Here is a 23,103-nt window from a genome sequence, read left to right on the forward strand (position 1 = left end):
GGGCCGGTAAACGCACAATTTGCTCCCGAGAGCGACAGGGCGGGAGAATCGGTTGGGACAGGTCGTCGATATAATCCGGCGGACCGGATCCGATCGCACGCCCGCCGATTTCTCCGCCGCGCTCTGAGGCCGGCGAGACCCTTCAAGCCCGACATCACGGTGGTGGACGCGCCTCGACCCCGACCGATCAGGAGAACGTAGAAATGATGGAGAACCGCGAGGGAGCGCCGCTCGAATACAAGGTCCGCGACCTCCGCCTGGCAGGGCAGGGTCGGCGGGAGATCGAGCTCGCCGAACACGAGATGCCCGGGCTGATGGCGCTCCGGGAACGGTACGGAGCCACCAAACCGCTGACCGGCGCCCGCATCTCCGGCTCCCTGCACATGACGGTCCAGACCGCGGTGCTGATCGAGACCCTGGCCGAGCTGGGGGCCGAGGTTCGGTGGGCGTCCTGCAACATCTTCTCCACACAGGATCAGGCGGCAGCCGCGGTGGTGGTCGGGCGGCCCGAGACGGGCGGCACCCCCGAAGACCCGCGCGGCATCCCGGTCTTCGCCTGGAAGGGCGAGACCCTCGAGGAGTACTGGTGGTGCACGGATCGCATGCTGGCCTGGGCGGGTTCGGACGGCCCCTCCCTCATCGTGGACGACGGCGGGGACGCCACGCTGCTGGTCCACAAGGGGGCGGAGTACGGTCGCCTGGGCGCCGTGCCCTCCTTCGATCCGGACGGCGAGCCCGAGGAGTGGGGGGTGATACTCGACCTGCTCCGCGGCCGGATCGCGGACGATCCCGACTACTTCATCCGGATGGCGGAGTCCGTTCGCGGCGTCAGCGAGGAGACCACCACGGGTGTCCATCGTCTCCACGAGATGCAGACCATGGGACAGCTGCTCTTCCCGGCCATGAACGTCAACGACTCGGTCACCAAGTCCAAGTTCGACAACGTCTACGGATGCCGGCACAGCCTGATCGACGGCCTGAACCGCGCCACCGACGTAATGCTCGGAGGCAAGCTGGCGCTCGTGGCCGGCTACGGCGAGGTGGGCAAGGGATGCGCCGAGGCCCTCCGCGGCCAGGGGTGCCGGGTGGTCATCGCCGAGATCGACCCGATCTGCGCCCTGCAGGCGGCCATGGACGGATTCGAGGTCAACACCATCGAGAAGGTGGTGGACACCGCCGACATATTCATCACCGCCACCGGCAACCGCGACGTGATCACCCTGGAGCACATGTCCCTGATGAAGGACAAGGCCATCGTCGGCAACATCGGTCACTTCGACAACGAGATCGACATGGCGGCTCTGAAGTCCGCCGACGGGGTGGCGCGCCGCAACATCAAGCCCCAGTACGACGAATTCGTGTTCCCGGATGGCCACGGCGTGCTGATTCTGGCCGAGGGCCGGCTTCTCAACCTCGGCTGCGCGACCGGACATCCGAGCTTCGTCATGTCCACCTCGTTCACCAACCAGGTGCTGGCCCAACTCGACCTGCACGACAACGCCGACGAGTACGAGGCCGAAGTGCTGCGCCTGCCGAAGTACCTGGACGAGGAGGTGGCCCGGCTACACCTCGACCATCTAGGGGCGGAGCTGACCGAGCTGACCAAGGACCAGGCCGACTACATAGGCGTTCCGGTGGACGGTCCCTACAAACGGGACGACTACAAGTATTAGTTGCTAGTTTCTATTGGACTCAACTGCTTATTAACCACTGGCCACACTGTCCTTTGTCGGCCTCCGTCTCGGTTTCGGCAACCCGGTGGGTTCCGCACTTGCTTGCATAATCATGCAAGCAAGTGCATACTTGTGCGGGAGATGAGCACGGAGGCGCGCCGGAGAGCGGTGCGGAACATCCTGTCCGAACAGACCGTAGCGAGCCAGGCCGACCTGGCCCGACTCCTGGCGGAGCAAGGGTTCCAGGTCACGCAGGCCACGGTTTCGCGGGACCTCTGGGCGGTAGGCGCGGTCAAGGCGAGGACGGCGGATGGTTCGTTCCGGTATTCCTGGGAGCCCGGTAACGCCCGGGATGCCCTGGCGATGACCCTGTCCACCTACGTGGCTTCGGTCCGGTCGAGCGGGAACCTGGTGGTGATAAAGACTCCTCCGGGAGCGGCCCACGTGGTGGCGGCCGCTATCGACGATGCCGGCATCGAAGGGATCCTGGGTACCGTGGCCGGAGACGACACGATGCTGGTCGTGGCCGGGGAAGAGACCGGCGGGCCGGCCGTAGCGCAATTGATAGAAGAGCTGGGAGTGAGCGAATGAGCCGGGTGGTGCTGGCGTACTCGGGAGGGCTGGACACGTCCGTCATCCTGAAGTGGCTGATCGAGGAGCGTGGCTACGAGGTCGTCTGCTACACGGCGGATGTCGGCCAGGGCGAGGAGGTCGAGGAAGCGGTCGCCAAGGCGTACGCGACCGGCGCGGTCGAAGCCGTGGCCGAGGATCTGCGCGAGGAGTTCGTGGACGAGTACGTGTGGCCGGCCATCCGGGCCAACGCGGTATACGAGAACTACTACCTGCTGGGCACCTCTCTGGCCCGGCCGGTGATCGCCAAGGGGCTGGTCCGGGCGGCCGAGGAGTACGGCGCGCAGGCCATCTCCCACGGCGCTACCGGGAAGGGCAACGACCAGGTGCGCTTCGAGCTGTCCGCGTACGCGCTGAAACCCGACATCCGGGTGGTAGCCCCCTGGCGGGAGTGGTCGATGAGGGGTCGCGCCGACCTCGTGGCCTATGCCGACAAGCACGACATCCCGATCCCGGTCACACCCGAGAAGCCCTATTCCACCGATGCCAACCTGCTCCACATCTCCTACGAGGGCGGCGTGCTGGAGGATCCCTGGGTGGCGCCTCCGGCAGGCATCTTCCAGATGACCTGCGACCCCGAGGCGGCGCCCGACCAGCCCCAGGAAGTGGTCATCGCCTTCGAGCGAGGTACCCCCGTGGCGGTGGACGGAGTCCGGATGTCGCCGGCCGAGCTGTTGGGCCACTGCAACCGCATCGCCGGTGCTCATGGGATCGGTCGGGTCGATCTGGTCGAGAACCGCTACGTGGGCATGAAGAACCGGGGGGTGTACGAGACCCCGGGTGGCACCCTCCTCCATCACGCCCACCGGGCCGTGGAGTCCATCACCCTCGACAGGGAGCTGGCTCACCTGCGGGACCAGCTGATGCCGCGTTACGCCGAGATGGTCTACAACGGCTTCTGGTTCTCCCCCGAGCGGGAGGCCCTCCAGCGGTTCATGGACGGCATCCAGATGAACGTCACCGGCGAGGCCCGTATCCGGATGTACAAGGGCAATGCCGGCGTTATGGGCCGGCGCTCCGACTCCCACACCCTGTACGACCAGGAGACGGTCACGTTCGAGGAGGGCGGGACGTACGATCAGTCCGACGCCACCGGCTTCATCCGGCTCAACGCCCTCCGCCTCCGCCTCCAGGCCGGCCGCGGCTCAGGGGTGATCCCGTGACCACCCAGATGTGGGGGGGACGTTTCTCCGAGGGCCCCGACCGGGTCCTGTGGAACTTCACCGTGGATCATGCCGACCGGCGCCTGCTGCGGGAGGACCTCGCCGGATCCCTCGCCCATGTCGCCATGCTCGCCGAGACCGGCCTGCTGAGCGCCGAGGAGGCCGGCACGCTCACCAACGGCCTGCAGGAGATCGTGACCGAAGCCGACCGGAACGCCTTCCGGTTCCTGGAGAGCGACGAGGATGTCCACTCGGCGGTGGAACGGCGGCTGGGTGAGCTGGTCGGCGAGGTGGCCGGGAAGCTCCACACCGGGAGGTCCCGGAACGACCAGGTGGCGCTGGACCTCCGCCTCTACCTGCTGCGCTCCGCCGGAGCCAGGATCGATGGTCTCCGTGAGTTCTGCCTGGCGATGGTGGAGGCCGCTGAGAGAGTCGGGGATACGGTGGTGGCGGGCTACACCCACCTCCAGCAGGCCCAGGCGGTCCCGCTGGCCCACCACCTGCTGGCGTACGTGTCGACCGCGCTAAGGGACATCGAACGGTTCGAGGACATGAGCCGCCGAATGGACGTCTCTCCGCTGGGCGCGGGCGCGCTCGGGGGGAGCAGCCTTCCGCTCGATCCGGACCGTTCGGCCGAGTTGCTGGGGATGGCCGGCCGCTTCGTGAACTCGATGGACGCGGTGGCGGCCCGGGATCACGTGTCCGAATACGCCTTCGCCTGCACCCAGGCGCTCGTCCACCTGTCGCGGCTGGCGACCGAATGCGTGCTCTGGACCACCACCGAATTCGGCTGGGTGACCTTCGGAGACGCTCTCACGACCGGGTCGTCGGCCATGCCGCACAAGAAGAATCCCGACATAGCCGAGCTGACCCGCGGACGCGCGGCCACCGCCATCGGCTGCCTGACGGGCCTGATGGCCCTCCAGAAGGGTCTGCCCATGACGTACAACCGCGACCTCCAGGAGGACAAGGCGGCCCTGTTCTCCATCGACGACGCTCTGGCCGGCGCGCTGGAGGCGATGACGGCCCTGATCGGCAGCGCCGAGTTCCACCCAACCCCGCCCGACCCGTCGGTGACCGCGCTCGACCTGGCGGAGGCTCTGGTCGAACGAGGAGTCCCGTTCCGCGAAGCCCACCGGGTGGTGGGCGCCCTGCTGGCGACGCTGGCCGGCGGGGGCAGGTCCCTTTCGGAGGCGACCATCGCCGATCTGGTGGAGGCCGACCCCCGGTTCGAGCCCGCCGACCTGTCCCTTACCGACCCGGCCGGGTCGGTAGGCAGGCGCCGCTCGACCGGAGGGGCCGGCTTCGCCTCGGTGCGGGAGCAGCTCCGGACACTCAAGCGTCGCCTGGGCTGACCGGCGCCCGGTCCGCGCCTAGTGGTCTAGCACTTGCGGGTTACGTATAGTTCGCTCACGTCCGTCCCGACACCTGGAGGAGACCGTGGCCGAGCAGCCCGTAACCGTAACCGTCCGGCCCGACGGCCCGTACATAGTCTCTGGATCGGTGCCCCTGCGGGTCAGGAGCGCGGTGATGTCGGAACACGGCGAGCCCCTCACCTGGCGGAGCGAGGACGTGGCCGAGCAGAACCCTGTCTACGCGCTGTGCAGGTGTGGGGAGTCCTCCCGTAAGCCGTACTGTGACGGGACGCACGGCAAGGTGGGCTTCGACGGTACGGAAACGGCGCCGGCCGACTCCTTCAAGGAGCGCTGTGCCGATCTGGGCGGTACCGGGATCGAGGTGTTCGACGACCGCAGCATCTGCGTGCACGCCGGCTTCTGCGGCAACCGCGTATCCAATGTCTGGAAGATGACTCCAGGCACTGATGACAGCGTGGTCCGGTCACAGGTGATGGCCATGATCGAGCGGTGCCCCTCCGGCGCCCTCTCCTACACGGTCGACGGCACCGAGATCGAACCGGCCCTGCCCGTCGAGATCTCGGTCATCACCGATGGTCCGCTGTGGCTGACCGGCGGGATCCGGGTCGAGCGATCGGACGGCGAACCCTTCGAGGTCAGGAACCGCGTCACCTTGTGCCGGTGCGGGCACTCCGCCCAGAAGCCGCTCTGCGACGGATCACACAAGAAGGCCGGGTTCACCGGCTGACCGGGAGCACTCCGGGCCGGAGGCGCTATGAAGCTCGATAAACGATCGCGCCGGGTCTTCGACCTCGATATGGCGTACGTGGACGTGGGGTCGGGCGACCCGATCGTCTTCCTGCACGGGAACCCGACCTCTTCCTTCCTCTGGCGCGGCGTCCTCCCCCATGTCGCGGATCTGGGCCGCTGCATCGCCCCCGACCTGATCGGGATGGGCGACTCGGCCAAGCTGCCCTGCTCCGGTCCGGACGCCTACCGTTACGTCCAGCACCGTCGCTACCTCGACGAGCTGCTACGCCTGCTCGGTGTGAACGAGAGGGTGACGCTGGTGGTTCACGACTGGGGCGCGGCGCTGGGCTTCGACTGGGCGGTACGCCATCCCGGCTCGGTGTCGGGCCTGGCCTACATGGAAGCCATAGTCACCCCCCTGAACTGGGAGGACTGGCCGGAGTTAGCCCGGGGGGTCTTCCGGGGGATGCGCTCGGAAGCCGGTGAGGACATGGTGCTAAGGAAGAACCTCTTCGTCGAGCGGATCCTGCCGGCCTCCGTGATGCGCGACCTGACCGAGGACGAGATGGACGAGTACCGGCGGCCCTTCCGCCGGCCCGGGGAGGACCGCCGGCCCACCCTCGCCTGGCCCCGACAGATCCCCATCGAGGGCCGGCCGGCCGATGTGCATGCCGCGGTCGCGAACTACGCGGCGCGGCTGGCCGGCTGGGATGTACCGAAGCTGTTCGTGAACGCCGACCCCGGCTCCATCCTGGTGGGCCGCCCCCGGGAGGTGTGCCGGTCCTGGCCCAACCAGACCGAGGTCACCGTGAGGGGAATCCACTTCGTCCAGGAGGACTCCCCGGACCCGATCGGTGAGGCGCTGGCCGGCTGGCTTACCGCCCTACCCACGGGCGACCGGGCCCGCCCTCGGTAGGCTCCACCCCATGGACACCCCCTCCCTCCACACCGAGCGCCGGGAACGCCTCGCGGCCGTTATCGGTGACGGCATCGCCCTCCTACCCGCCGGCGCGGAGACCACCCGCAACCACGATGTGGAGCACCCGTTCCGCCAGGACTCCGCCTTCCATTACCTGACCGGATTCGACGAACCGGACGCCATCATGCTGCTCGACCCTCAGGCGGCCGACGAGCAATACGTCCTGTTCGTGCGCCCCAAGGACCGGGAGAAGGAGATCTGGACCGGCCTGCGGGCCGGAACGGATGGCGCCAGGGAACGCTACGGCGCCGACGCCTCCTACCCAATCGGGGAGTTCGACACGCTCCTCAGACAGAGGCTGGTGGGGCGCCGGACGGTGTTCCTGCCGTTCGGGAACCCGGGCTTCCACCGCCGGGTCTTGCGCCTGGCCCGGGCTGTCGCAGGGCTCGGCGAACGCTACGGAAGGGTCGTTCCGAGCGAGTTCAGGGACGTGCATTCCCTGGTCGGCGAGATGCGCCTCGTCAAGACCCCCCAGGAGATCGACCTGCTCCGCGCCGCATGCGAGATCACCGCCGAGGCCCATGCCGAGGCCATGCGGTTCGCCCGGCCCGGCCGGTACGAGTACCAGGTCCAGGCCGCTATGGAATACGTGTTCAGGATGCGAGGGGCGCGCCGCGACGGCTACCCGTCCATCGTCGCGTCGGGCGCCAACGCATGCATCCTCCACTACACCGAGAACGACCGGCGCATCGCGGAGGGCGATCTGGTGCTGATCGACGCCGGCGCCGAATACGGCTACTACTCGGCCGACATCACGCGCACCTTCCCGGCCGGCGGGCGGTTCACGGCGCCCCAGCGGGCCGTTTACGAACTGGTGCTGGGCGCCCAGCAGGCGGCGCTGGCCCTGGCCCGGCCGGGCGGAAGCCTGAAGGAGCAGCAGGCAGCCGCGAGCGGCCTCCTGACCGAGGGCCTGGTCGAGCTGGGCCTGCTGCCGGGTCCGGCCGGCGACGCGATGAGCATGCACCACTACCGGGAGTTCTTCATGCATGGCGCCGGGCACTGGCTGGGCATCGACGTCCACGATGCCGGCGCCTACCGGGTGGGGGGCGCGCCCCGACCTCTAGAGCCCGGCATGGTGTTCACGGTCGAGCCGGGCATCTACGTCGATCCCGAGCGGGAGACGGTCGAGTTGGCGATGCTGGAGTTCGACATCGACGAACAGATGGAACGCCGCATGTTGCTCGGCCCGGCCAAGGCCCGCGAACTCGAGAAGAAGGAGCGCGACGACGCCCCCAAGGTGGCACATCCGATTCCCGAGGAGTTCCGGGGCATCGGCATCCGGATCGAGGACGATGTCCTGATCACGGGATCCGGCGGCGAGATCCTGACTCGCGGCGTGCCCACGGATCCGGACCGGATCGAGAGCCTGTGCGCCGAGGCGCCGCTGATGCCGTTCCTGGAGCCCTACCGGGCAGCGGCTGCAGGCGGCTGACAACCATGCTCGACTGGCTGCTGACCTCAGGCACCGTCATCGACGGCACGGGCAGTCCCGGCATCCGGGCCGATGTGGGCCTGGCGGGCGGACGCATCGCGGCCGTCGGAGCCCTGGCAGGCCGCCATGCCCGCCGGACCGCAGACGTGGCGGGCTCGGTCGTGTGCCCGGGGTTCATCGACGTCCACTCCCACTCCGAGTTCTCACTGCTCAGGGGCGACGACACCGAGGCCCGGTTGCGGCAGGGGATCACCACCGACCTGCTGGCACCCGACGGGTTCGCCTACACGCCGGCGTCGCCATCCTGCACGGCGGACCTGCTCGCCTACCTGGACGTGTTCAACGGGCCGCCCGACGATGCCTGGGAGTGGTCGGATCCCGAACAGTACCTGGCCCTGTTCGACGGCCGGGCGGCCATCAACGTCGTGCCCCAGGTGGGCTTCCTCGCGATCCGGGCCGAGGCGGTGGGATGGGACCCCCGTCCTGCCGACCCGGCGGAGATCGAGCGCATGCAGGACCTCACCCGCCAGGGAATGGAGACGGGCGCCTCCGGGATCCAGGTAGGCCTCGACTACTTCCCGGCCGGGCACGCGAGTACGGACGAACTGATCGCGGTGGCCCGGGCGGTGGCCGAGTACGGCGGCGTCTACTCATCACACGTCCGCGGAATCCGGGGCGACGTGGCCGCCGGGGTGGAGGAGGCCCTGGAGGTGGGCCGGAAGGCCGGCGTGCCGGTCCACGTCTCCCACCTGTTCGGCTCGGACGAGTTGTACCAACTCCTGACCGACGCCAGGGAGAGCGGACTCGATGTCACCTTCGATGCCTACCCCTACATGGCGGCCAGTTCCCACCTGGCCTTCTGCATGCCCCGGTGGTTCGACGACGGTCCTCCCGAACACCTCATCTCGAAGCTGGGTGATCCGGCGGTCCGGGCCGCCGTAGCGCCGCACATAGAGGAGTTCTTCCGCAACTACGTGCCGGATCCTGGGAACGCCTACTTCTCCGCCGTGCCGGACGGCCCGTACCAGGATCTCCAAGGACGCCCCCTTACCGACGCCATCGGACGGGTCGGTCCCACCCTGGCCGAGGTGGTCTGCACCCTGCTCGCCGAGTGCCGGCTCCGCGTCCTGATGGTCTACCGATGGGATGACGAGGCCAAGCTCCGGCGGGCCATGACCCACCCGCTGGGAATGGTCGGTTCCGACGGCCTCTTCCGGGGAACCCACCCCCACCCCAGGGGCTTCGGCACCCACGCCCGGGTGCTGGCGCACCTGGTGCGGGACCGCGGATGGCTGGAGCTACCCGATGCCATCCGGAGGATGACCTCCATGCCCGCCGACCGGTACCGCCTGGCCGATCGAGGGGTGATCCGCCCCGGCGCGGCAGCCGACGTGACCGTGTTCGACCCCGACCGTATCCGGGACCGGGCCACCTTCGACGACGGCCGCGCAACCGCCGAGGGCGTCAGCCACGTATTCGTCAACGGCAAGGCCGCCATCGAGCACGGCCGGCTGTCCCACACTTCGGCCGGACGGGTCCTCCGGGCTTCCAACCGCTGAGCGGAGCGTTCCGGACCGGCCGCTAGACCCTGCGAGGTTGTTCTGCAAACAACCGGACTCCGGTAGCATGGGCCGATGTCACGAATCGCCAATTCCTTCGCCCTCGCCAGGTCCTCCTGGCACGTACTCAAGGCCGACAAGGAGCTGATCCTGCTCCCCATCATTTCCGGGATCGCCTCCATGATCGTCGCCGCCACCTTCATCGTTCCGATCTTCTTCACCGGACAGGGAGGCGCGACGATGGGCGGGTCCAGCCTGCTGGTGCTGCTCCTGATGTACTTCGTGCTGGCCTACATCACCATCTTCTTCAATGCAGCCTTGGTCAGCGCCGCCAACGAGCGGCTGGAGGGTGGGGATCCGACCATCGGGAGCGCCATCCGCGGCGCCGCCCGCCGGGCCGGAAAGATCCTTCCCTGGGCGCTGCTGTCGGCCACCGTATCGGTCATCCTGCGGGCCATCGAGGAACGGGTCGGACTGATCGGCCAGATCATCGTCAGCGCCCTCGGCCTGGCCTGGTCGGTGCTCACGTTCCTGGTCCTGCCGATCATCGTCATCGAGGGATCAGGTGCCGGCGCCGCCTTCAAGAAGTGCGGGTCGCTGCTCCGCAGCACCTGGGGCGAGAACCTGGCCGCGCAGGTCGGTATGGGCTTGGTGGGTTTCCTTCTGATCCTCCCGGGCGCGGCGGTGATCCTCCTGGGTATCTCGGCGGGGGGCACGATCGCGGCGGTGGCCCTGCTGATCGGCGTGATCTGGATAATCGTCGCCGCGGCATCGGTGGCGGCCTTGAGCGCCATCTACCAGACCGCGCTCTACCACTTCGCTGTGGCAGGCAGCGTCCCCTCCGGATACTTCGACCAAAACGCTATGCAGATGGCCTTCCGGAGGAGACGCCGCTAGCCCTCCGATTAACGACATTGGATCCGGTGTCCTGATTCGGTAATTCGCCACCCGTACCCACAAGACGAGAACGCGAAAAACGCCACGACACGCCCCAACCCAGCGGGTCCATCCCCCAGCCACCACCTCCTTCGGTCCGAACGCGTTCCGTCATCCCCCGGCGGGTCCGCTCCCGAATTGATCCCGGTTCCGGTTTCCTCGACGTCCAAACAAGAAACCGGTGGTGCTTGTGACTGCCGGGCAGTATGCGGCGGGGCTGTGACACGTTCAACCCCCTCGTTAGCCCTGGGGTCTTTAGGTCTCCCGTCACACCGGTGGACGTCAGGCGCGTCAACCTCATGAATCGATGCCTGCCACTCCAAGACCGGGCAGGTGAAGGTCACGAGGCCGAGCGTACCTACCGGATGGCTCAAGCCCGGGTCAGAGTCCCGAGGCGGGAAGCTAGCGCCTCCGGGCGGCCGCCCGGGCTCGGGCCTTGGCGGCTTCCACCTCCCGGTTCTTGGGCGCCGCCCTGGTCACGAGCGTGTCGACCAGCGTCCGGGTTTCCCGGGCGATGGCCTCCACGGCCCGATCGAACGCATCCTGGTTCGCGCGGGACGGTCGGGCCGAACCGGAGACCTTGCGCACGTACTGCAGGGCGGCGGCGCCGACCTCCTCGTCCGTGGCGGGCGGCTCGAAATTGTGCAGGGTTCTGATGCTACGACACACAGCCTGCCAGGGTACCCGTCCCCGGACCGATCACCCTTCGTAGGGGATGATCCCGACCCCGTCCTCGCCGGAGACGATCAGCAGGTGTGACTCCGGGTGGTCATGGAGTAGCTCCAACACCTCATCCAAGGCCAGAGGACGCCCTTGGCCGTCCGTGCGTTCCAGGTAGCGCACCCTCACGGCAGTTTGCTGCGCCAGCGCTTCGGCCACCGGGCCGCTATCCCGCGCGACGAGAGTCAGCGATCTCGCCTCGGGAGGAACTTGGCGGCCGGTCTCGGGATCGGGCGCCTCCAGCAGGTCTGTCCGGCGCACCGTGCGGTGGTATGCGGCGGTGATCCCCACCGTCGCCGCCAGGGCGAGCGGCCATCGGACGGCGAGCACCACCTCCGTGCCCGTACCGGATCCCAATATCTGCTCCAGGGCGCTGTAGACCAGCACCAGCAGGCTCACCAGCGCCACCGCTCCGCCCAGCCCGAACACGGCGATCAGGTAGATCCTGCGGGTGGGGGAGGCGACCTCGACCGGCGGGCGTTCGTTGCGGAACTGCTGGATCTTGGTCCAGTGGCGCCACCAGAGCGGTGCCCCTACCAGCAGGACGGTGACTGCTCCCACGAGTTCCGAACGATCGGAGGGATATAGAACGGTGGCGGGCGTCAGGGCCTGGATGACGGCTGCGAGCACGGCGGCCGCGCCGCCCACGGTGGCGACCAGGCCGACCCCGGCCACGAGGTAGTCATGGGCGCGATCCACCTCGGCGCGCTCGTCCGGCGCCGCCGAACGCATGACGGCATCGTGATACCTCCACGCCGCCCCGCCCACGATGATCAGCGCCAGGGTCACGGGTAGCTCGCGGAAATGAAGGCCGGCGGGCCCGATCGGGTCTCCGAACCACCAGTCGAGGCTCAGGTATGCAAGGTTCCATACCCCGGAGAGAGCGGTGAAGAGGCCTCCCACCACGCCGGCCAGCAACACGTAGGCTCGCCAGGCGGTGGAACGTTCGAGGTGCTGCCCCAGCATCGCCCAGTAGCGCAGCCAGATGGCGCCGGCCACCACCAACTCGACTAGCGGTTGCCGGAGGGCCCCGGTGCCACGGGCGAGCACCGCCACGCCGGTCACGGAGTCATACGCCCGCTCGAAGATCGACGTCAGGATGAGGACTCCGAAGACCGCCCCGGTGGCCAGCCCGATGAGCGATCCGGCCAGGACACCGTACGCCAGCCCGCCGGTCCGTCCTCTCAGGCCTGCCAGGCGGTGGTGCAAGACCCAGACCGTGCCCCATACCAGGGCCACGACGGCCGGAGCGATATCGAAGCGGCCCTCTAGGAGGCTCTCGCCCCACAGCGAAAGGCCGGTAGCCGCAGTCACCAGGCTGATCAACTCCGCCAGGACGAGATACCCATCCCCACCGAAGCCGGGTCGTTCGTGGCGGTCACCACGGCGGCGCTCCCGGCGAGCCGCCAGGTGCAGGGCCGGGCCTCCCACGATGACGCACGCCAGCATGAAGGCCAGGTAACCGGGGCCGGCCACCACGTCAGGGTCGGCCGCGGACAGCAGACCTGACACCCCGGTCGCCACCAGGATCACCAGGGTCAGCAGCATCCCCTGCTGGAAGAAGCGCCGGAGGGTGGTCCCGATGTCGCGACGCGACCGGCGGGCCAGCACCGCGATCAGCCCCACGAAGGCGCCACCCAGCAGCAGGATCGGGACAAGTAGCGCGAAGATGACTTCGACCACGGCTAGTACTCCGGCTCAGGTTCTTTGTGGTCAACCGAGCACTCGTACCAGGGCCACTCCTGGTGGGTGATCCGCCATCCTGCGGGCTCCGGACTCAGTCGGAACTCGTAGGTCTCGGGACGGTACGAGTCGAAGATTCCCTGGGCGGACCGGGCCACAGACACAGTGACCCAGGCTGTTCCCCCGTCAACGGTCGTGTCGAGCCATTCGATCCGGAAGGCCTCGTCAACCAGATGGCGAGGGAAACGGGTGCCGCAGCCGTCGAGTTCGGACGCCAGGTAGGAGCGTGCCTCCGGCCGGTCGCCGGCTATCACCGCCCTCAGGTAGCGCTGAACAACTCCCTCCGGCGTGTCCGGGTCGAGTTCCGTGTCGCCGACGAACGAGAAGACCGCAGCCAGGATGATGAGTAAGGCCAGCACCGCCCCGGACCAGGCGAGGAGTCGGCGCTGCGAACTTCGATGCGCCCCGCGCGCATCGCCTGCGGGCTCACCTGTGGTCGGGTCGTTCATGGGCGGCCAGCCTACTCCGACGCCGCTCCCCCGCCCCATGACATGCCGGCTGGATCGGATGCGCCGGAGCAGACGGTAACGTGGTTGCCCATGAGCACCACATACGAAAGCATCCTGCGCCTCAGAGCAATCCGCAACTACGCCGATCGGCCCGTCGAGCCGGAGGACCTCCGCCGGGTTCTCGAAGCGGCTCGCTGGACCGGCAGCGCCAAGAACCGCCAGAACTGGTCCATCATCGTGGTGGACGACCGCGAGCAGATGGACCGCCTGGCGGGGTGCGCCAGCTTCGCCGGTCCCCTGTCGAAGGCGCCGGTGGCGCTGGCCCTCGTGCAGGAGGGCAGTACCTACGGGTTCGACATGGGACGGATGGCCCAGAACATCATGCTGGCGGCGGCCGCCATCGGAATGGTCTCATGCCCGATCACCCTCCACAACAACGAGAAGGCCCACGAGGTACTCGAGATCCCGGAGGGCCGGCGTTGCCGGTATGCCATCGCGCTGGGATACCCGTCGGCGGCCTCGCGCCCGGCCAAGGCGGGTGGCCGCAAACCACTCGAGGAGATCATCCACCGCAACTCGTACGGCGGCTAGCGGCGCTCCCGCCGCAGCGCATGACGGATCGGGCTGTCGGCCGGGTGTAGTCTCGCGTCGGTGCGCTCTCTACTCCCGGAGGCCAGGTCCCTCCTCCCCCGAACGGTGGACCTCCGCCGCAGGCTCCATCGAAACCCCGAGCAAGGCAACCACCTCCCCCTCACCCGCGCCCTGGTGCTCGGCGAACTGGAGTCGCTTCCGCTCGAAGTCACCCAGCACCAGACCACCAGCGGGCTGGCGGCGGTGCTCCGGGGTGCCCGTCCGGGCCCGACCATCCTCCTCAGGGGCGACATGGACGCCCTCCCCGTTCCCGAGGACACCGGCCTGCCATTCGCCAGCGAGCGCGCCGGTTTCATGCACGCCTGCGGCCACGACATGCACGCCGCCATGCTCGCGGGAGCAGCCCGTCTCCTGGCATCCCGGCGGGACGAACTGGCCGGCTCGGTGCTATTCATGTTCCAGCCGGGAGAGGAAGGTTTCTTCGGTGCCCGGCTCATGCTCGAGGAAGGCCTCCTCGACACGGCCGGTGAGCGGCCTTCCGGGGCCTTTGCCCTGCACGTGTCCAACCTCTATCCGTCCGGCACGGTCTGGTTTCGCGCCGGGCCGCAGATGGCCGCCACCGACGAGGTCGCTATCACCATCCGTGGCAAAGGGGGTCACGCATCCGCTCCCCACCTGGCCTTCGACCCCATTCCCGTGGCCGCCGAGATCATCCTGGCGGTCGAGACAGCTGTAACCCGCCGCATCAACGTATTCGAGCCGGGCGTGATCACCTTCGCCAGGGTCGACGCGGGCACCACTCACAACGTGATCCCCGAAACAGCCCGGCTGCTCGGCACCGTCCGGGCTCTGTCTGAAACCACCCGGACCGAGCTCCACTCCATCCTCCACAGGGTCGCCGGCAATGTCGCCGCCGCCCATGGCGTCGAGGCGGAGGTCGAGTTCGGCGTCGGCTACCCCGTAACGGTCAACCACCCCGGCTACACGGCGTTCGTCCGCACCGTTGGCTGCCAGGCCCTCGGCGCGGACTCGGTCGGCGAGCCACCGTGGCCGTCGATGGGAGGTGAGGACTTCTCGTACGTGCTGGACGAAGTACCGGGAACGATGGCCTACCTGGGCACCTGCCCGCCCGGGCTCGAGCCGGGCCGGGTTCCGGGCAATCACTCCAATCGGGTCGTCTTCGACGAAACCGCCATGGCCGCCGGGATGGCCCTACATGCAGCGGTGGCGTTGGCCCACGGCCGGGGTGGATTCGCCGACGGAACCAGCGCATGACCGCGGACACCGTCATCGAGGAAGCCCGCCAGCCCGAGCGCAAGATCCTCGGACGCGGCTACCGCTTGATAGTCGAACAGGTTCGCCGGGCACCCCGGGAGTTCGCCATCGGGTTCGGATTCACCGCCGTCCACTCGGTGAGCACCATCGCCTTCTCGTACGCGATCGGTTGGGCCACCGACAGCGTTCTGATCCCCGCCGCCCGCCGTGGCGACGTGACCACCGCCTCCCTGGTGGTGATGACGCTGATCCTGCTGACGTTGGGAGCGGTGAAGGGCACCGGCCTCGCTGTCCGCAGGTACGCCGCCTACTTGGCCATGTACCGGCTGGAGCAGCGCGACCGGGTGGATGTCACCAACCGTTACCTGGAGCTTCCCATCGAATGGCACCGCCGCCACCCCACCGGCCAGCTCCTCTCCAACGTGGGCTCCGACACAGAGGCCGCCGCCCAGATCGCGGCGCCCCTTCCCATGGCCTTCGGGGTGATGCTCATGCTGACGATCACCGCGGTCCTCCTCCTGCTTACCGACCCCTTCCTCGCCGTGGTCGGCTTCCTGATCGGGCCGGCGATCATGATCAACAACATCTTCTACCAGCGGAGGATGCGGGTTGCGGCCGCGGCGGCGCAGCGCACCCGGGCGGAGGTCGCCGAGGCCGCCCATGAGTCGTTCGATGCCGCCCTGGTCGTGAAGACACTGGGCAGGGAGGAGATCGAGACCAGCCGCTTCGGTGGCCTCGCGAACCGGCTCCGGTACGACATGGTGCAGATGGGCCGGATACGGGCCGTCTTCGATCCCATCATGGAGGCGCTCCCCACCGTCGGCGTGCTGGCGGTCGCCGCGGTCGGGGCGTGGAGGGTGGACCAGGGGCTGATGACGGCAGGCACTCTGGTCACCTTCGCCTACCTCTTCCGTCTGATTGCCATGCCGATGCGTATCTTCGCCTGGCTGTTGGGCCTGTTGCCAGCCGCTGTGGTCGGGAAGCAGCGGATCAACGCGGTCCTCAACGATCCCGACACTTTCGTCTACGGCTACCACGATGGTCGGGGCAGCGGCGGCGCCTCCGCCACCGCGCAGGAAGTCTCGTACCTGCACCCGGAGACCGGGTTGAGCGACCTCGGCGACCAACCTGTAGATGCGGGCTCACCGGAGCTTCCCCTGCCCGAGAACGGCGACCGGCGGGGGGTGGAGGACATCTCATTCGTCACGCCCGCCGGCCAGACCGTCGCCCTGGTCGGCCCCACCGGTTCGGGAAAGTCGACCGTCGCCCAGCTTCTGGTGCGCCTGTTCGACCCGGACTCGGGCACCATCCGGCTGGACGGCGCGGCCCTCCCCGATCTGTCCCGGCAGTCCATGGCAGGCGGCGCCGCCCTGGTCTTCCAGGAGGCGTTCCTGTTCGATACGAGCGTCCGGGACAACATCACCCTGGGCGGCGAGTTCAGTGATGAGGAGGTCGAGTCGGCCTCCCGCCTCGCTCAGGCCCACGAGTTCATCCTCGATCTCCCCGAGGGTTACGACACCGAGGTCGGCGAGCGCGGAGCTGCCCTGTCGGGCGGCCAACGGCAACGGGTAGCCCTCGCCAGGGCGCTCGTCCGCCACCCGCGCCTCCTGGTGCTGGACGATGCCACCTCCGCGGTGGACCCCGCGGTCGAGGCCGCCATCCTCGCCGGCCTCTGGAGGATCGACACCACGGTCGTGATCGTCGCCTACCGCCGCACCTCGATCCTGCTGGCGGACGAGGTGATCTACATCGAAGGGGGCCGGGTCGTGGCTCGAGGTTCCCACTTAGACCTCTACGACCGCCTACCGAGTTATGGGGCCCTCATCAACGCCTACGACGTGGGTACAGCATGATCATCGGCACGGAACGCAAGGAGACGCGGGAGCGCGGCAGCACCGAGGCTTGGACCACCGTCAAGCGAGGCCTGAGCCTGTCGCCGGAGATCCGCACCGGGATGCTGTTCACCTTCGCGCTGGCGGCCGTCGCCACGGCGGGCCGGGTCATCATCCCCGTTGGGATCCAGCAGATCCTCGACGGGGGGCTCGCCGAGGGCGGGGCGGACATGACCTTCGTGGGCCGGATGGCGGTCGTCTCGCTCGTAGCGGTGGCGATCACCGCCGTCGCCACCGGCCTGATGCATCTCCGGCTGGCGGTCACGTCGGAGGTGGCTCTTTCCAACCTGCGCGTCCGCGCCTTCCGGCACATCCACGACCTCTCGATGCTCCACCAGGCGTCCGAGCAGCGGGGCGTGCTGGTGGCCCGGGTGACCTCCGACATCGACCAGATCAGCCGGTTCATGCAGTGGGCCGGCCTGATGATCCTGGTCAACGGAGGCCAGGCGATCCTCGCCATGGTGGTGATGGCGATCTATTCCTGGCAGCTCTTCCTGACCGTGGTGGCCCTGCTGCCGGTGATCCTCTTCTCGATCCGCTGGTTCCAGAAGCGGCTGGCGGCCGCCTACCTGGTGGTGCGCGAGAAGGTGGGTCGGATGCTGGGCGCGCTGGCGGAGGCGGTTGCCGGCGCCTCGGTGATCCGCGCCTACGGCATCGAGGATCGGGTGCGCGCCGACCTGGGCCACGTCATCGAGGAGCACCGGGCGGCGGCGGTCCGGGCCGGTGGGATGACCTCGGGTTTCTCCGGCGTGAGCGAACTGCTCACCTCGGCGGTCACGGCGGCGGTGCTGGTGGTTGGCACCGTGCTGGCGGTGGGGGGAGACACCTCGGTCGGAACGGTGGTGGCCTTCATGTTCCTGGTCCAGTTGATGATCGTGCCCATCCAGTTGTTCGGCGAGGCCATCAACGAGGCCCAAGGGGCGGCGGCCGGATGGAAGCGGGTGCTGGACGTGCTCGACATCCCCCCCGACGTGGCCGATCCGGGCTCTGACGGGATCGACATTCCCTCCGGCTCGCTGGGTATCCGCTTCGTAGGGGTCACCTTCCGCTACCCGAGACCGGGCGAGGCCGCCCGCGATGCCACCGGCACCACCGCTCTGGAGGGTGTGTCGGTGGAGTTGGCCCCGCGCTCGCACGTGGCGGTGGTGGGCGAGACCGGGTCGGGCAAGACCACGTTCGCCAAGCTGGCCACCCGGCTGATGGACGCCTCGGAGGGAGTGGTGCTGCTGGGTGGCGTCGATGTCGCCCGGGTGCGGTTCTCGTCGCTCCGCCACCGGGTCGTCATGGTGCCCCAGGAAGGGATGCTCTTCCGCGGGACCATCCTCGAGAACGTCCAGATGGGCAAGCCGGGCGCGGCCCGGGCTGAGGTCGAGCGGGCCTTCGTGGGCCTGGGCCTGGCCGGCTGGCTGTCCGAACTCGGTCAGGGACTCGATACCCAGGTCGGCGAGCGAGGGTCGTCCCTATCGGTGGGCGAGCGGCAGCTGGTCACCCTGGTACGGGCCGCTATCGCCGACCCCGACCTGCTGGTGCTGGACGAAGCCACCTCGGCGGTCGATCCCGCAACCGAGGTCAGGTTATCGAGAGCCCTCGACAGCCTCACCGAGGGCCGCACAGTCATCACCATCGCCCACCGGCTCTCGACGGCGGAGGCCGCCGACCGGGTGCTGGTCTTCGACCTGGGCCGGATAGTCCAGGACGGCCCCCACCACCTGCTACGTGAGGAGGACGGCGCGTACCGGCACCTCCACGAGGCATGGCAACGAGGCACCGTCAAGCAGCCCTCCCGCTCCGGCTAGACCCTCCGAGGTATCAGGCGGAACGGGCCGCGGCCAGACGTTGCTCGGCTAGCCGGTTGGCCGCCCACGTGGTGGGCATGCCCTCGCTCCTCGACGCCTGGATGACCCGCTCCACCACGTCGTAGATTTGCTCCGTCTTCCTTCTGGCCACCTCCGGGTCGTAGGGCCTGCCAACCTCCACGGACAGGTTGATGATGCCCCCGGCGTTGATGACGAAATCCGGTGCGTAGAGGATGCCCAGCCGGTGCAGCTCGTCGCCGTCGGCGGCAGTGGCCAGTTGGTTGTTGGCGGCGCCGGCCACTATCCGGCAGGTCAGGCGGGGGATGGTGTCGCGGTTGATCACGCCGCCTAGCGCGCACGGAGAGAAGATGTCGCAGTCCACGTCGTAGATCTCCTCCGGCGCCACCACCTCGGCGCCCATGCTCCGGGCCTTCCGCAGTGTGCTGTCGTGAAGGGCGGTTGCCACCAGGTGGACGCCCTCGTCCAGCAGATGACGAGCGGCTTGGGTACCCACCTTGCCGAAGCCCTGCATGGCCACCCGCCGGCCCCGGAGGCTGTCGCTCCCCCAGACCACCTTGGCGCAAGCCTTCATGCCCACGTAGAGCCCCAGGCCGCTCATGATGGAGCTGTCCCCGCTGCCCCCCTGGGACACCGGCAGGCCCACCACATGGTCCGTCTCGCGGTTGACGATCTCCATGTCCCGGCCGGTCCCCCCCACGTCCGCGGTGGTCACGAAACGTCCATCCAAGGTGTTGAGGCAACGCCCGAAGGCCCGTAGGAGGGCCTCGCTCAAACCGGCGCGGGGGTCGGCGATGATGGCCGCCTTGCCGCCGCCGATGTCAAGGCCGGCCACCGCCGACTTGTAGGTCATGGCGCGTGCCAGCAGCAGGACGTCCCCGAGCGCCTCCTCCCGGCCGGCGTAGGGCCAGATGCGGGTCCCGCCGCAGGCCGGCCCCAGCGAGGTGTCATGGATCGCCACGATGGCCCTGAGGCCCGCTTCCGCGTCGGTGAACACGGTCACCTGCTCGTAGCCGGAGCAACTCAGGTGGTCAACTACCAGCATCACCCTGGCCTGACCGGGCCAACCAATCCCCGACTAGGTAGCTCCCGTCGGCCGCCGCCCCGACCAATGTGACCGGGCGGTAACCAAGCCCGCCCGGTCAATCGGCGATCAAGCGGTGGTGGCCAAGGAATCGCTCTTCCTGATGAACGCTATGCCTAGCAGGATGACCCAGGCGACTTGAACGAACACGGTGAGATTACCCAAGAGGTACAGCGTAAAGATGCTGCCTTCTATGAAGGTCGCGATGAACAGGAGGAAAGACCCGACAATCGCCGGGGCCACGCCCAGCCAGATCGCGAGGGGCTTGTCCGGACCGATCAGGTCGACATTCATAAGGGACACAGCCCAGAATGCCACACCCACCAGGGCAAGTACCGTCGCGAAGAGACCGACTGCCCCTCCTATCACCGTGAATATGACGGCTGTAGCGATGGATTCTCCCGATGCTATGCCCTCAGCCGGTGAATAGCTAAGCGTCACAGATGTCAAGAAGCTCATCGCAAGGGACACGGTACGCACTGCCAATGCGATCGTGAGGAAAAGGAGACCGATCTTCCTCAGGTACCCTTCACTGCCCGTGTCCCCTAACACTTCCTTAACGCCCCAGAAACCCAGCAGCATCCCGAAGGCGGCTATGAATCCGATGTATGTTAAGAGACTCACCTGGGTACTATCCGGCACCATAGCCTGAATGGCAGCCTGCATTGCAGCTTGGACTCCGTCAGGGTTTTCTCCAGGAAAACTGCCCGGCCGAATACTACTAACTACAACGTCAACCACAGGCCCTACGATCAATAGCCACCCCGTGATTCTGCCTAGTCTCGCCCGTGTCACTTTTGCCCCCTTCGTAGCATTGGTTTCCGTTGTCAGTAGGTAGGTTCACGTGCTGAAACCTACGGTAGCCTCAGATCACTTCAGGGTTCTCAGGACTTGGGTCCAGCATAGTTCTCCCCCACACTCGCGCAAGTCATATAAGCGTCGACGATGTGCATTCACCTGCCCGAGAATGTGTGGTCGCCGTGAATTGGCCCCGTTCCGGCACGTCGCACCTCCGGGAGCGGCTACGTAGATCGAACTTGGGCGAGGGAGAGACTCGGCGGCGGTTGGAGTCTCACCTGATCCCTTGGGACGAAGCCGCGGTGGGCCCGGCGGGAATCGAACCCGCGGCCTTCGGATTAAAAGTCCGCTGCTCTGCCTACTGAGCTACAGGCCCAACCGGCAGGGTAGCGACCACCAGGCCTTTCGTGAGCCTCGCTCCGCCCCGCTTTGGAGCGATAGGCTGGCTCGGTGATCACGTTCGGATACTCGGGGCTGCCTCCGCCGGCCATGGCGGATGATGAGTTCCTGGACGGGTTGTTGGAGCAGGGTTACCAGGCCTTCGAGTTGGCCTTTACGAGGTCCTTCCCGTGGAACGAGCGGCGCTGCAGCTCCTTCGGGAAGAAGGCGGCCGAACGAGGGATCCCGCTCTCCATCCATGCCCCCTATTTCGCGGTCCTCACCCTTACCGACGAGGACCGGGCGCGGAGATGCCGGGGAGCGATCGAGCACACGATGAAGCTGGCCGCCGAGATGGCCGCTCGGGTGGTGGTGGCCCATCCGGGCGGGCGGCGCAAGGAGGAGCCGGGCTTCCTGATGGACACCATACGGCACCACCTCGATCAGCTGGCGACCAAGGTGTCCGACCTAGGGGTCGGCCTGGGCCTCGAGACCACGGGGCGGGCCTCCCAGATGGGCAGCCTCGGCGACATCGCCGTCCTCGGGGCGGAGTATCCGTTCGTACGGCCGGTCATCGACTGGGCCCACGTCCATGCCATCAGCGGAGGAGGCCTCCGGTCGGTCGAGGCGTTCGAGGCGGTGCTCGGGTTCCTTCGGGAGAACTTCGCCGGGTGGAAGATCGATCCGCTCCACACCCAGTTCAGCGATGTCCTGTACGACGAGACCGGCGAGATCCGCCACCTCCCCTACGGCCGGGGCGACCTCCGGATCACACCCCTGGTCGAGGCGGCCCACCGGGCCGGATTCCGGATGACCGTCATCTCCGAGTCCCGCGACGAACCGTCCCACCACATGATCCAGACCGAGATCAACAAGGCCTTGGCGTCCGTGACCGCGCCGGAACCGCCCGGACGGCCCGCCGCGAGCGGCCGCGTCTCCTTCCCGACCGTACCCAGGGCCAAGGAGACCGAGCAAGGATACGCCCTGGCCGGCTACGACGACCCCCTGCGGCTCTCCAACCTCGACAAGCAGTTCTTTCCCGACGGCTACACCAAAGGCGACCTGATCTCCTACTACGCCTCCGCCGCGCCGATGTTGCTTCCCCACCTGGAGGATCGGGCGATTGTCATGGCTCGGTTCCCCGACGGTGCCGAGGCCGCCTTCTTCTACGAGAAGCAGGCCCCCGGCCATCAGCCGGCCTGGATGCCGCTGGTCCCGATCGACTCGGCCCATCGGGGCGCGGTGATCGAGTACGTGACCGCCGACCGGCCCGAGTCCCTCATGTGGCTGGCCAACATGGGTTGCATCGAGGTCCACCCCTGGCTCTCGCGGGTCCGGTCCCTCCATGCCCCCGACTTCGCGGTGTTCGATCTCGACCCCGCCGCGGGCTCGAGTTGGGACCAGGTGGCGGCTGTCGGCGGCCTCCTCCGCGAAGCCCTCGGCCACCTGCGGCTGAGGGGCTATCCGAAGACTTCCGGATCGAGAGGCATCCACGTCTACGTACCTCTCGACCCGGTCCACGACTACGCCCGGGTCAGGATGTTCGTACAGCGGATCGGACATCTGCTGGCCGCCGCCAACCCGGAGAACGTGACCATGGACCGCCACATTCCCAACCGTGCGGGGAAGGTGTACATCGACTCCGGGCAAAACCGGGCCGGCGCCACCATCGCGGCGGCCTACTCGGTGCGGCCCCGCGCCGGCGCGCCGGTCTCCACGCCGCTCCGGTGGGACGAACTGGATTCCATCGATCCGACGAGCTTCACCATCACCACCATCTGGGACCGGATCTCCCGCTACGGAGACCTGTTCGCGCCCGTGCTCCTGGGAGGCCAGCGGCTCGACCGGGCCGAGGAGGCGCTGGGAATACCCGGCTGACCGT

At 68.0% G+C, this 23,103-nt stretch carries 19 protein-coding genes and 1 tRNA gene; 14 read left to right on the top strand and 6 right to left on the bottom strand.

Annotated elements, in window-relative coordinates; genetic code table 11:
- Positions 1-203 precede the first annotated feature (203 nt).
- The 9 genes from ahcY to OXM57_01000 all read left to right on the top strand — a co-directional run bounded on the left by ahcY (position 204) and on the right by OXM57_01000 (position 10,438).
- Entirely contained in the window at positions 204-1,673 is a 1,470-nt protein-coding gene (ahcY, locus tag OXM57_00960) for an adenosylhomocysteinase (protein ID MDE0351249.1), read from the top strand.
- Positions 1,674-1,814: 141 nt separating this feature from the next.
- The gene (argR, locus tag OXM57_00965; protein MDE0351250.1) at positions 1,815-2,264 is read left to right on the top strand and encodes an arginine repressor; all 450 of its coding nucleotides are present in this window, start codon (positions 1,815-1,817) and stop codon (positions 2,262-2,264) included.
- Positions 2,261-3,466, top strand: coding sequence for an argininosuccinate synthase (locus OXM57_00970; protein MDE0351251.1), 1,206 nt, complete (start codon positions 2,261-2,263; stop codon positions 3,464-3,466). The genes argR and OXM57_00970 overlap by 4 nt, the downstream gene beginning before the upstream one ends.
- Complete coding sequence (gene argH, locus OXM57_00975) at positions 3,463-4,821, top strand: argininosuccinate lyase (protein ID MDE0351252.1); 1,359 nt, start codon at positions 3,463-3,465, stop codon at positions 4,819-4,821. Before OXM57_00970 ends, argH begins: the two co-directional genes overlap by 4 nt.
- Positions 4,822-4,906: 85 nt before the next feature.
- Positions 4,907-5,569: a CDGSH iron-sulfur domain-containing protein gene (locus tag OXM57_00980; GenBank protein MDE0351253.1), complete on the top strand. Its 663-nt coding sequence runs from the start codon at positions 4,907-4,909 to the stop codon at positions 5,567-5,569.
- 27 nt (positions 5,570-5,596) lie between these two features.
- Positions 5,597-6,487: a haloalkane dehalogenase gene (locus OXM57_00985; protein MDE0351254.1), complete on the top strand. Its 891-nt coding sequence runs from the start codon at positions 5,597-5,599 to the stop codon at positions 6,485-6,487.
- Positions 6,488-6,497: 10 nt separating this feature from the next.
- The gene (locus OXM57_00990) at positions 6,498-7,982 is read left to right on the top strand and encodes an aminopeptidase P N-terminal domain-containing protein (GenBank protein ID MDE0351255.1); all 1,485 of its coding nucleotides are present in this window, start codon (positions 6,498-6,500) and stop codon (positions 7,980-7,982) included.
- Between the two features lie 5 nt (positions 7,983-7,987).
- A complete protein-coding gene (locus tag OXM57_00995; protein MDE0351256.1) occupies positions 7,988-9,541 on the top strand; it encodes an amidohydrolase family protein in 1,554 nt (517 codons plus the stop codon).
- Positions 9,542-9,616: 75 nt separating this feature from the next.
- On the top strand, positions 9,617-10,438 hold the full coding sequence (locus OXM57_01000; GenBank protein MDE0351257.1) for a DUF6159 family protein: 822 nt from the start codon (positions 9,617-9,619) through the stop codon (positions 10,436-10,438).
- Positions 10,439-10,879: 441 nt separating this feature from the next.
- On the opposite strand, the gene OXM57_01005 is transcribed toward OXM57_01000, so the two are convergent.
- The 3 genes from OXM57_01005 to OXM57_01015 are packed head-to-tail and all read right to left on the bottom strand — an operon-like array spanning position 10,880 to position 13,389.
- Positions 10,880-11,146, bottom strand: a complete 267-nt coding sequence (locus OXM57_01005; protein ID MDE0351258.1) for a DUF2277 domain-containing protein — start codon at positions 11,144-11,146, stop codon at positions 10,880-10,882.
- Positions 11,147-11,176: 30 nt separating this feature from the next.
- Positions 11,177-12,880, bottom strand: coding sequence for a DUF5671 domain-containing protein (locus tag OXM57_01010; protein ID MDE0351259.1), 1,704 nt, complete (start codon positions 12,878-12,880; stop codon positions 11,177-11,179).
- A gap of 2 nt (positions 12,881-12,882) precedes the next feature.
- The gene (locus tag OXM57_01015; protein ID MDE0351260.1) at positions 12,883-13,389 is read right to left on the bottom strand and encodes a hypothetical protein; all 507 of its coding nucleotides are present in this window, start codon (positions 13,387-13,389) and stop codon (positions 12,883-12,885) included.
- A gap of 90 nt (positions 13,390-13,479) precedes the next feature.
- On the opposite strand from OXM57_01015, the gene OXM57_01020 reads away from it, so the two are divergent.
- From OXM57_01020 to OXM57_01035, 4 genes are read left to right on the top strand one after another with little or no spacing between them, the layout of a single operon-like run.
- A complete protein-coding gene (locus OXM57_01020) occupies positions 13,480-13,980 on the top strand; it encodes a nitroreductase family protein (protein MDE0351261.1) in 501 nt (166 codons plus the stop codon).
- 60 nt (positions 13,981-14,040) lie between these two features.
- On the top strand, positions 14,041-15,255 hold the full coding sequence (locus OXM57_01025; protein MDE0351262.1) for a M20 family metallopeptidase: 1,215 nt from the start codon (positions 14,041-14,043) through the stop codon (positions 15,253-15,255).
- Positions 15,252-17,108 carry an ABC transporter ATP-binding protein gene (locus tag OXM57_01030; GenBank protein MDE0351263.1) on the top strand — a complete coding sequence of 619 codons (1,857 nt, stop codon included), beginning with the start codon at positions 15,252-15,254 and terminating at the stop codon, positions 17,106-17,108. Before OXM57_01025 ends, OXM57_01030 begins: the two co-directional genes overlap by 4 nt.
- Positions 17,105-18,943, top strand: coding sequence for an ABC transporter ATP-binding protein (locus OXM57_01035; protein ID MDE0351264.1), 1,839 nt, complete (start codon positions 17,105-17,107; stop codon positions 18,941-18,943). The genes OXM57_01030 and OXM57_01035 overlap by 4 nt, the downstream gene beginning before the upstream one ends.
- A gap of 13 nt (positions 18,944-18,956) precedes the next feature.
- On the opposite strand, the gene OXM57_01040 is transcribed toward OXM57_01035, so the two are convergent.
- The 3 genes from OXM57_01040 to OXM57_01050 all read right to left on the bottom strand — a co-directional run bounded on the left by OXM57_01040 (position 18,957) and on the right by OXM57_01050 (position 21,219).
- On the bottom strand, positions 18,957-20,006 hold the full coding sequence (locus tag OXM57_01040; GenBank protein ID MDE0351265.1) for a leucine dehydrogenase: 1,050 nt from the start codon (positions 20,004-20,006) through the stop codon (positions 18,957-18,959).
- A 108-nt stretch (positions 20,007-20,114) separates the two neighbouring features.
- Complete coding sequence (locus tag OXM57_01045) at positions 20,115-20,840, bottom strand: hypothetical protein (GenBank protein ID MDE0351266.1); 726 nt, start codon at positions 20,838-20,840, stop codon at positions 20,115-20,117.
- Between the two features lie 306 nt (positions 20,841-21,146).
- Positions 21,147-21,219: transfer RNA gene (locus OXM57_01050), tRNA-Lys, on the bottom strand.
- A gap of 74 nt (positions 21,220-21,293) precedes the next feature.
- Between OXM57_01050 and ligD the strand changes: the two genes are divergently transcribed.
- Positions 21,294-23,099 carry a non-homologous end-joining DNA ligase gene (gene ligD / locus OXM57_01055; protein ID MDE0351267.1) on the top strand — a complete coding sequence of 602 codons (1,806 nt, stop codon included), beginning with the start codon at positions 21,294-21,296 and terminating at the stop codon, positions 23,097-23,099.
- The last annotated feature ends 4 nt before the right edge of the window (positions 23,100-23,103 follow it).

The sequence above is a fragment of the bacterium genome (genome assembly GCA_028820935.1).
Lineage (GTDB): Bacteria > Actinomycetota > Acidimicrobiia > Spongiisociales > Spongiisociaceae > Spongiisocius.

Coding starts and splice junctions, on each gene's coding strand:
- OXM57_00985 (MDE0351254.1), top strand. CDS start 5,597: ATGAAGCTCGATAAACGATCGCGCCGGGTCTTCGACCTCGATATGGCG.
- OXM57_01015 (MDE0351260.1), bottom strand. CDS start 13,389: ATGAACGACCCGACCACAGGTGAGCCCGCAGGCGATGCGCGCGGGGCG.
- argR (MDE0351250.1), top strand. CDS start 1,815: ATGAGCACGGAGGCGCGCCGGAGAGCGGTGCGGAACATCCTGTCCGAA.
- OXM57_01000 (MDE0351257.1), top strand. CDS start 9,617: ATGTCACGAATCGCCAATTCCTTCGCCCTCGCCAGGTCCTCCTGGCAC.
- OXM57_00970 (MDE0351251.1), top strand. CDS start 2,261: ATGAGCCGGGTGGTGCTGGCGTACTCGGGAGGGCTGGACACGTCCGTC.
- OXM57_01040 (MDE0351265.1), bottom strand. CDS start 20,006: ATGCTGGTAGTTGACCACCTGAGTTGCTCCGGCTACGAGCAGGTGACC.
- OXM57_01020 (MDE0351261.1), top strand. CDS start 13,480: ATGAGCACCACATACGAAAGCATCCTGCGCCTCAGAGCAATCCGCAAC.
- ahcY (MDE0351249.1), top strand. CDS start 204: ATGATGGAGAACCGCGAGGGAGCGCCGCTCGAATACAAGGTCCGCGAC.
- OXM57_01035 (MDE0351264.1), top strand. CDS start 17,105: ATGATCATCGGCACGGAACGCAAGGAGACGCGGGAGCGCGGCAGCACC.
- OXM57_00990 (MDE0351255.1), top strand. CDS start 6,498: ATGGACACCCCCTCCCTCCACACCGAGCGCCGGGAACGCCTCGCGGCC.
- OXM57_00995 (MDE0351256.1), top strand. CDS start 7,988: ATGCTCGACTGGCTGCTGACCTCAGGCACCGTCATCGACGGCACGGGC.
- OXM57_01030 (MDE0351263.1), top strand. CDS start 15,252: ATGACCGCGGACACCGTCATCGAGGAAGCCCGCCAGCCCGAGCGCAAG.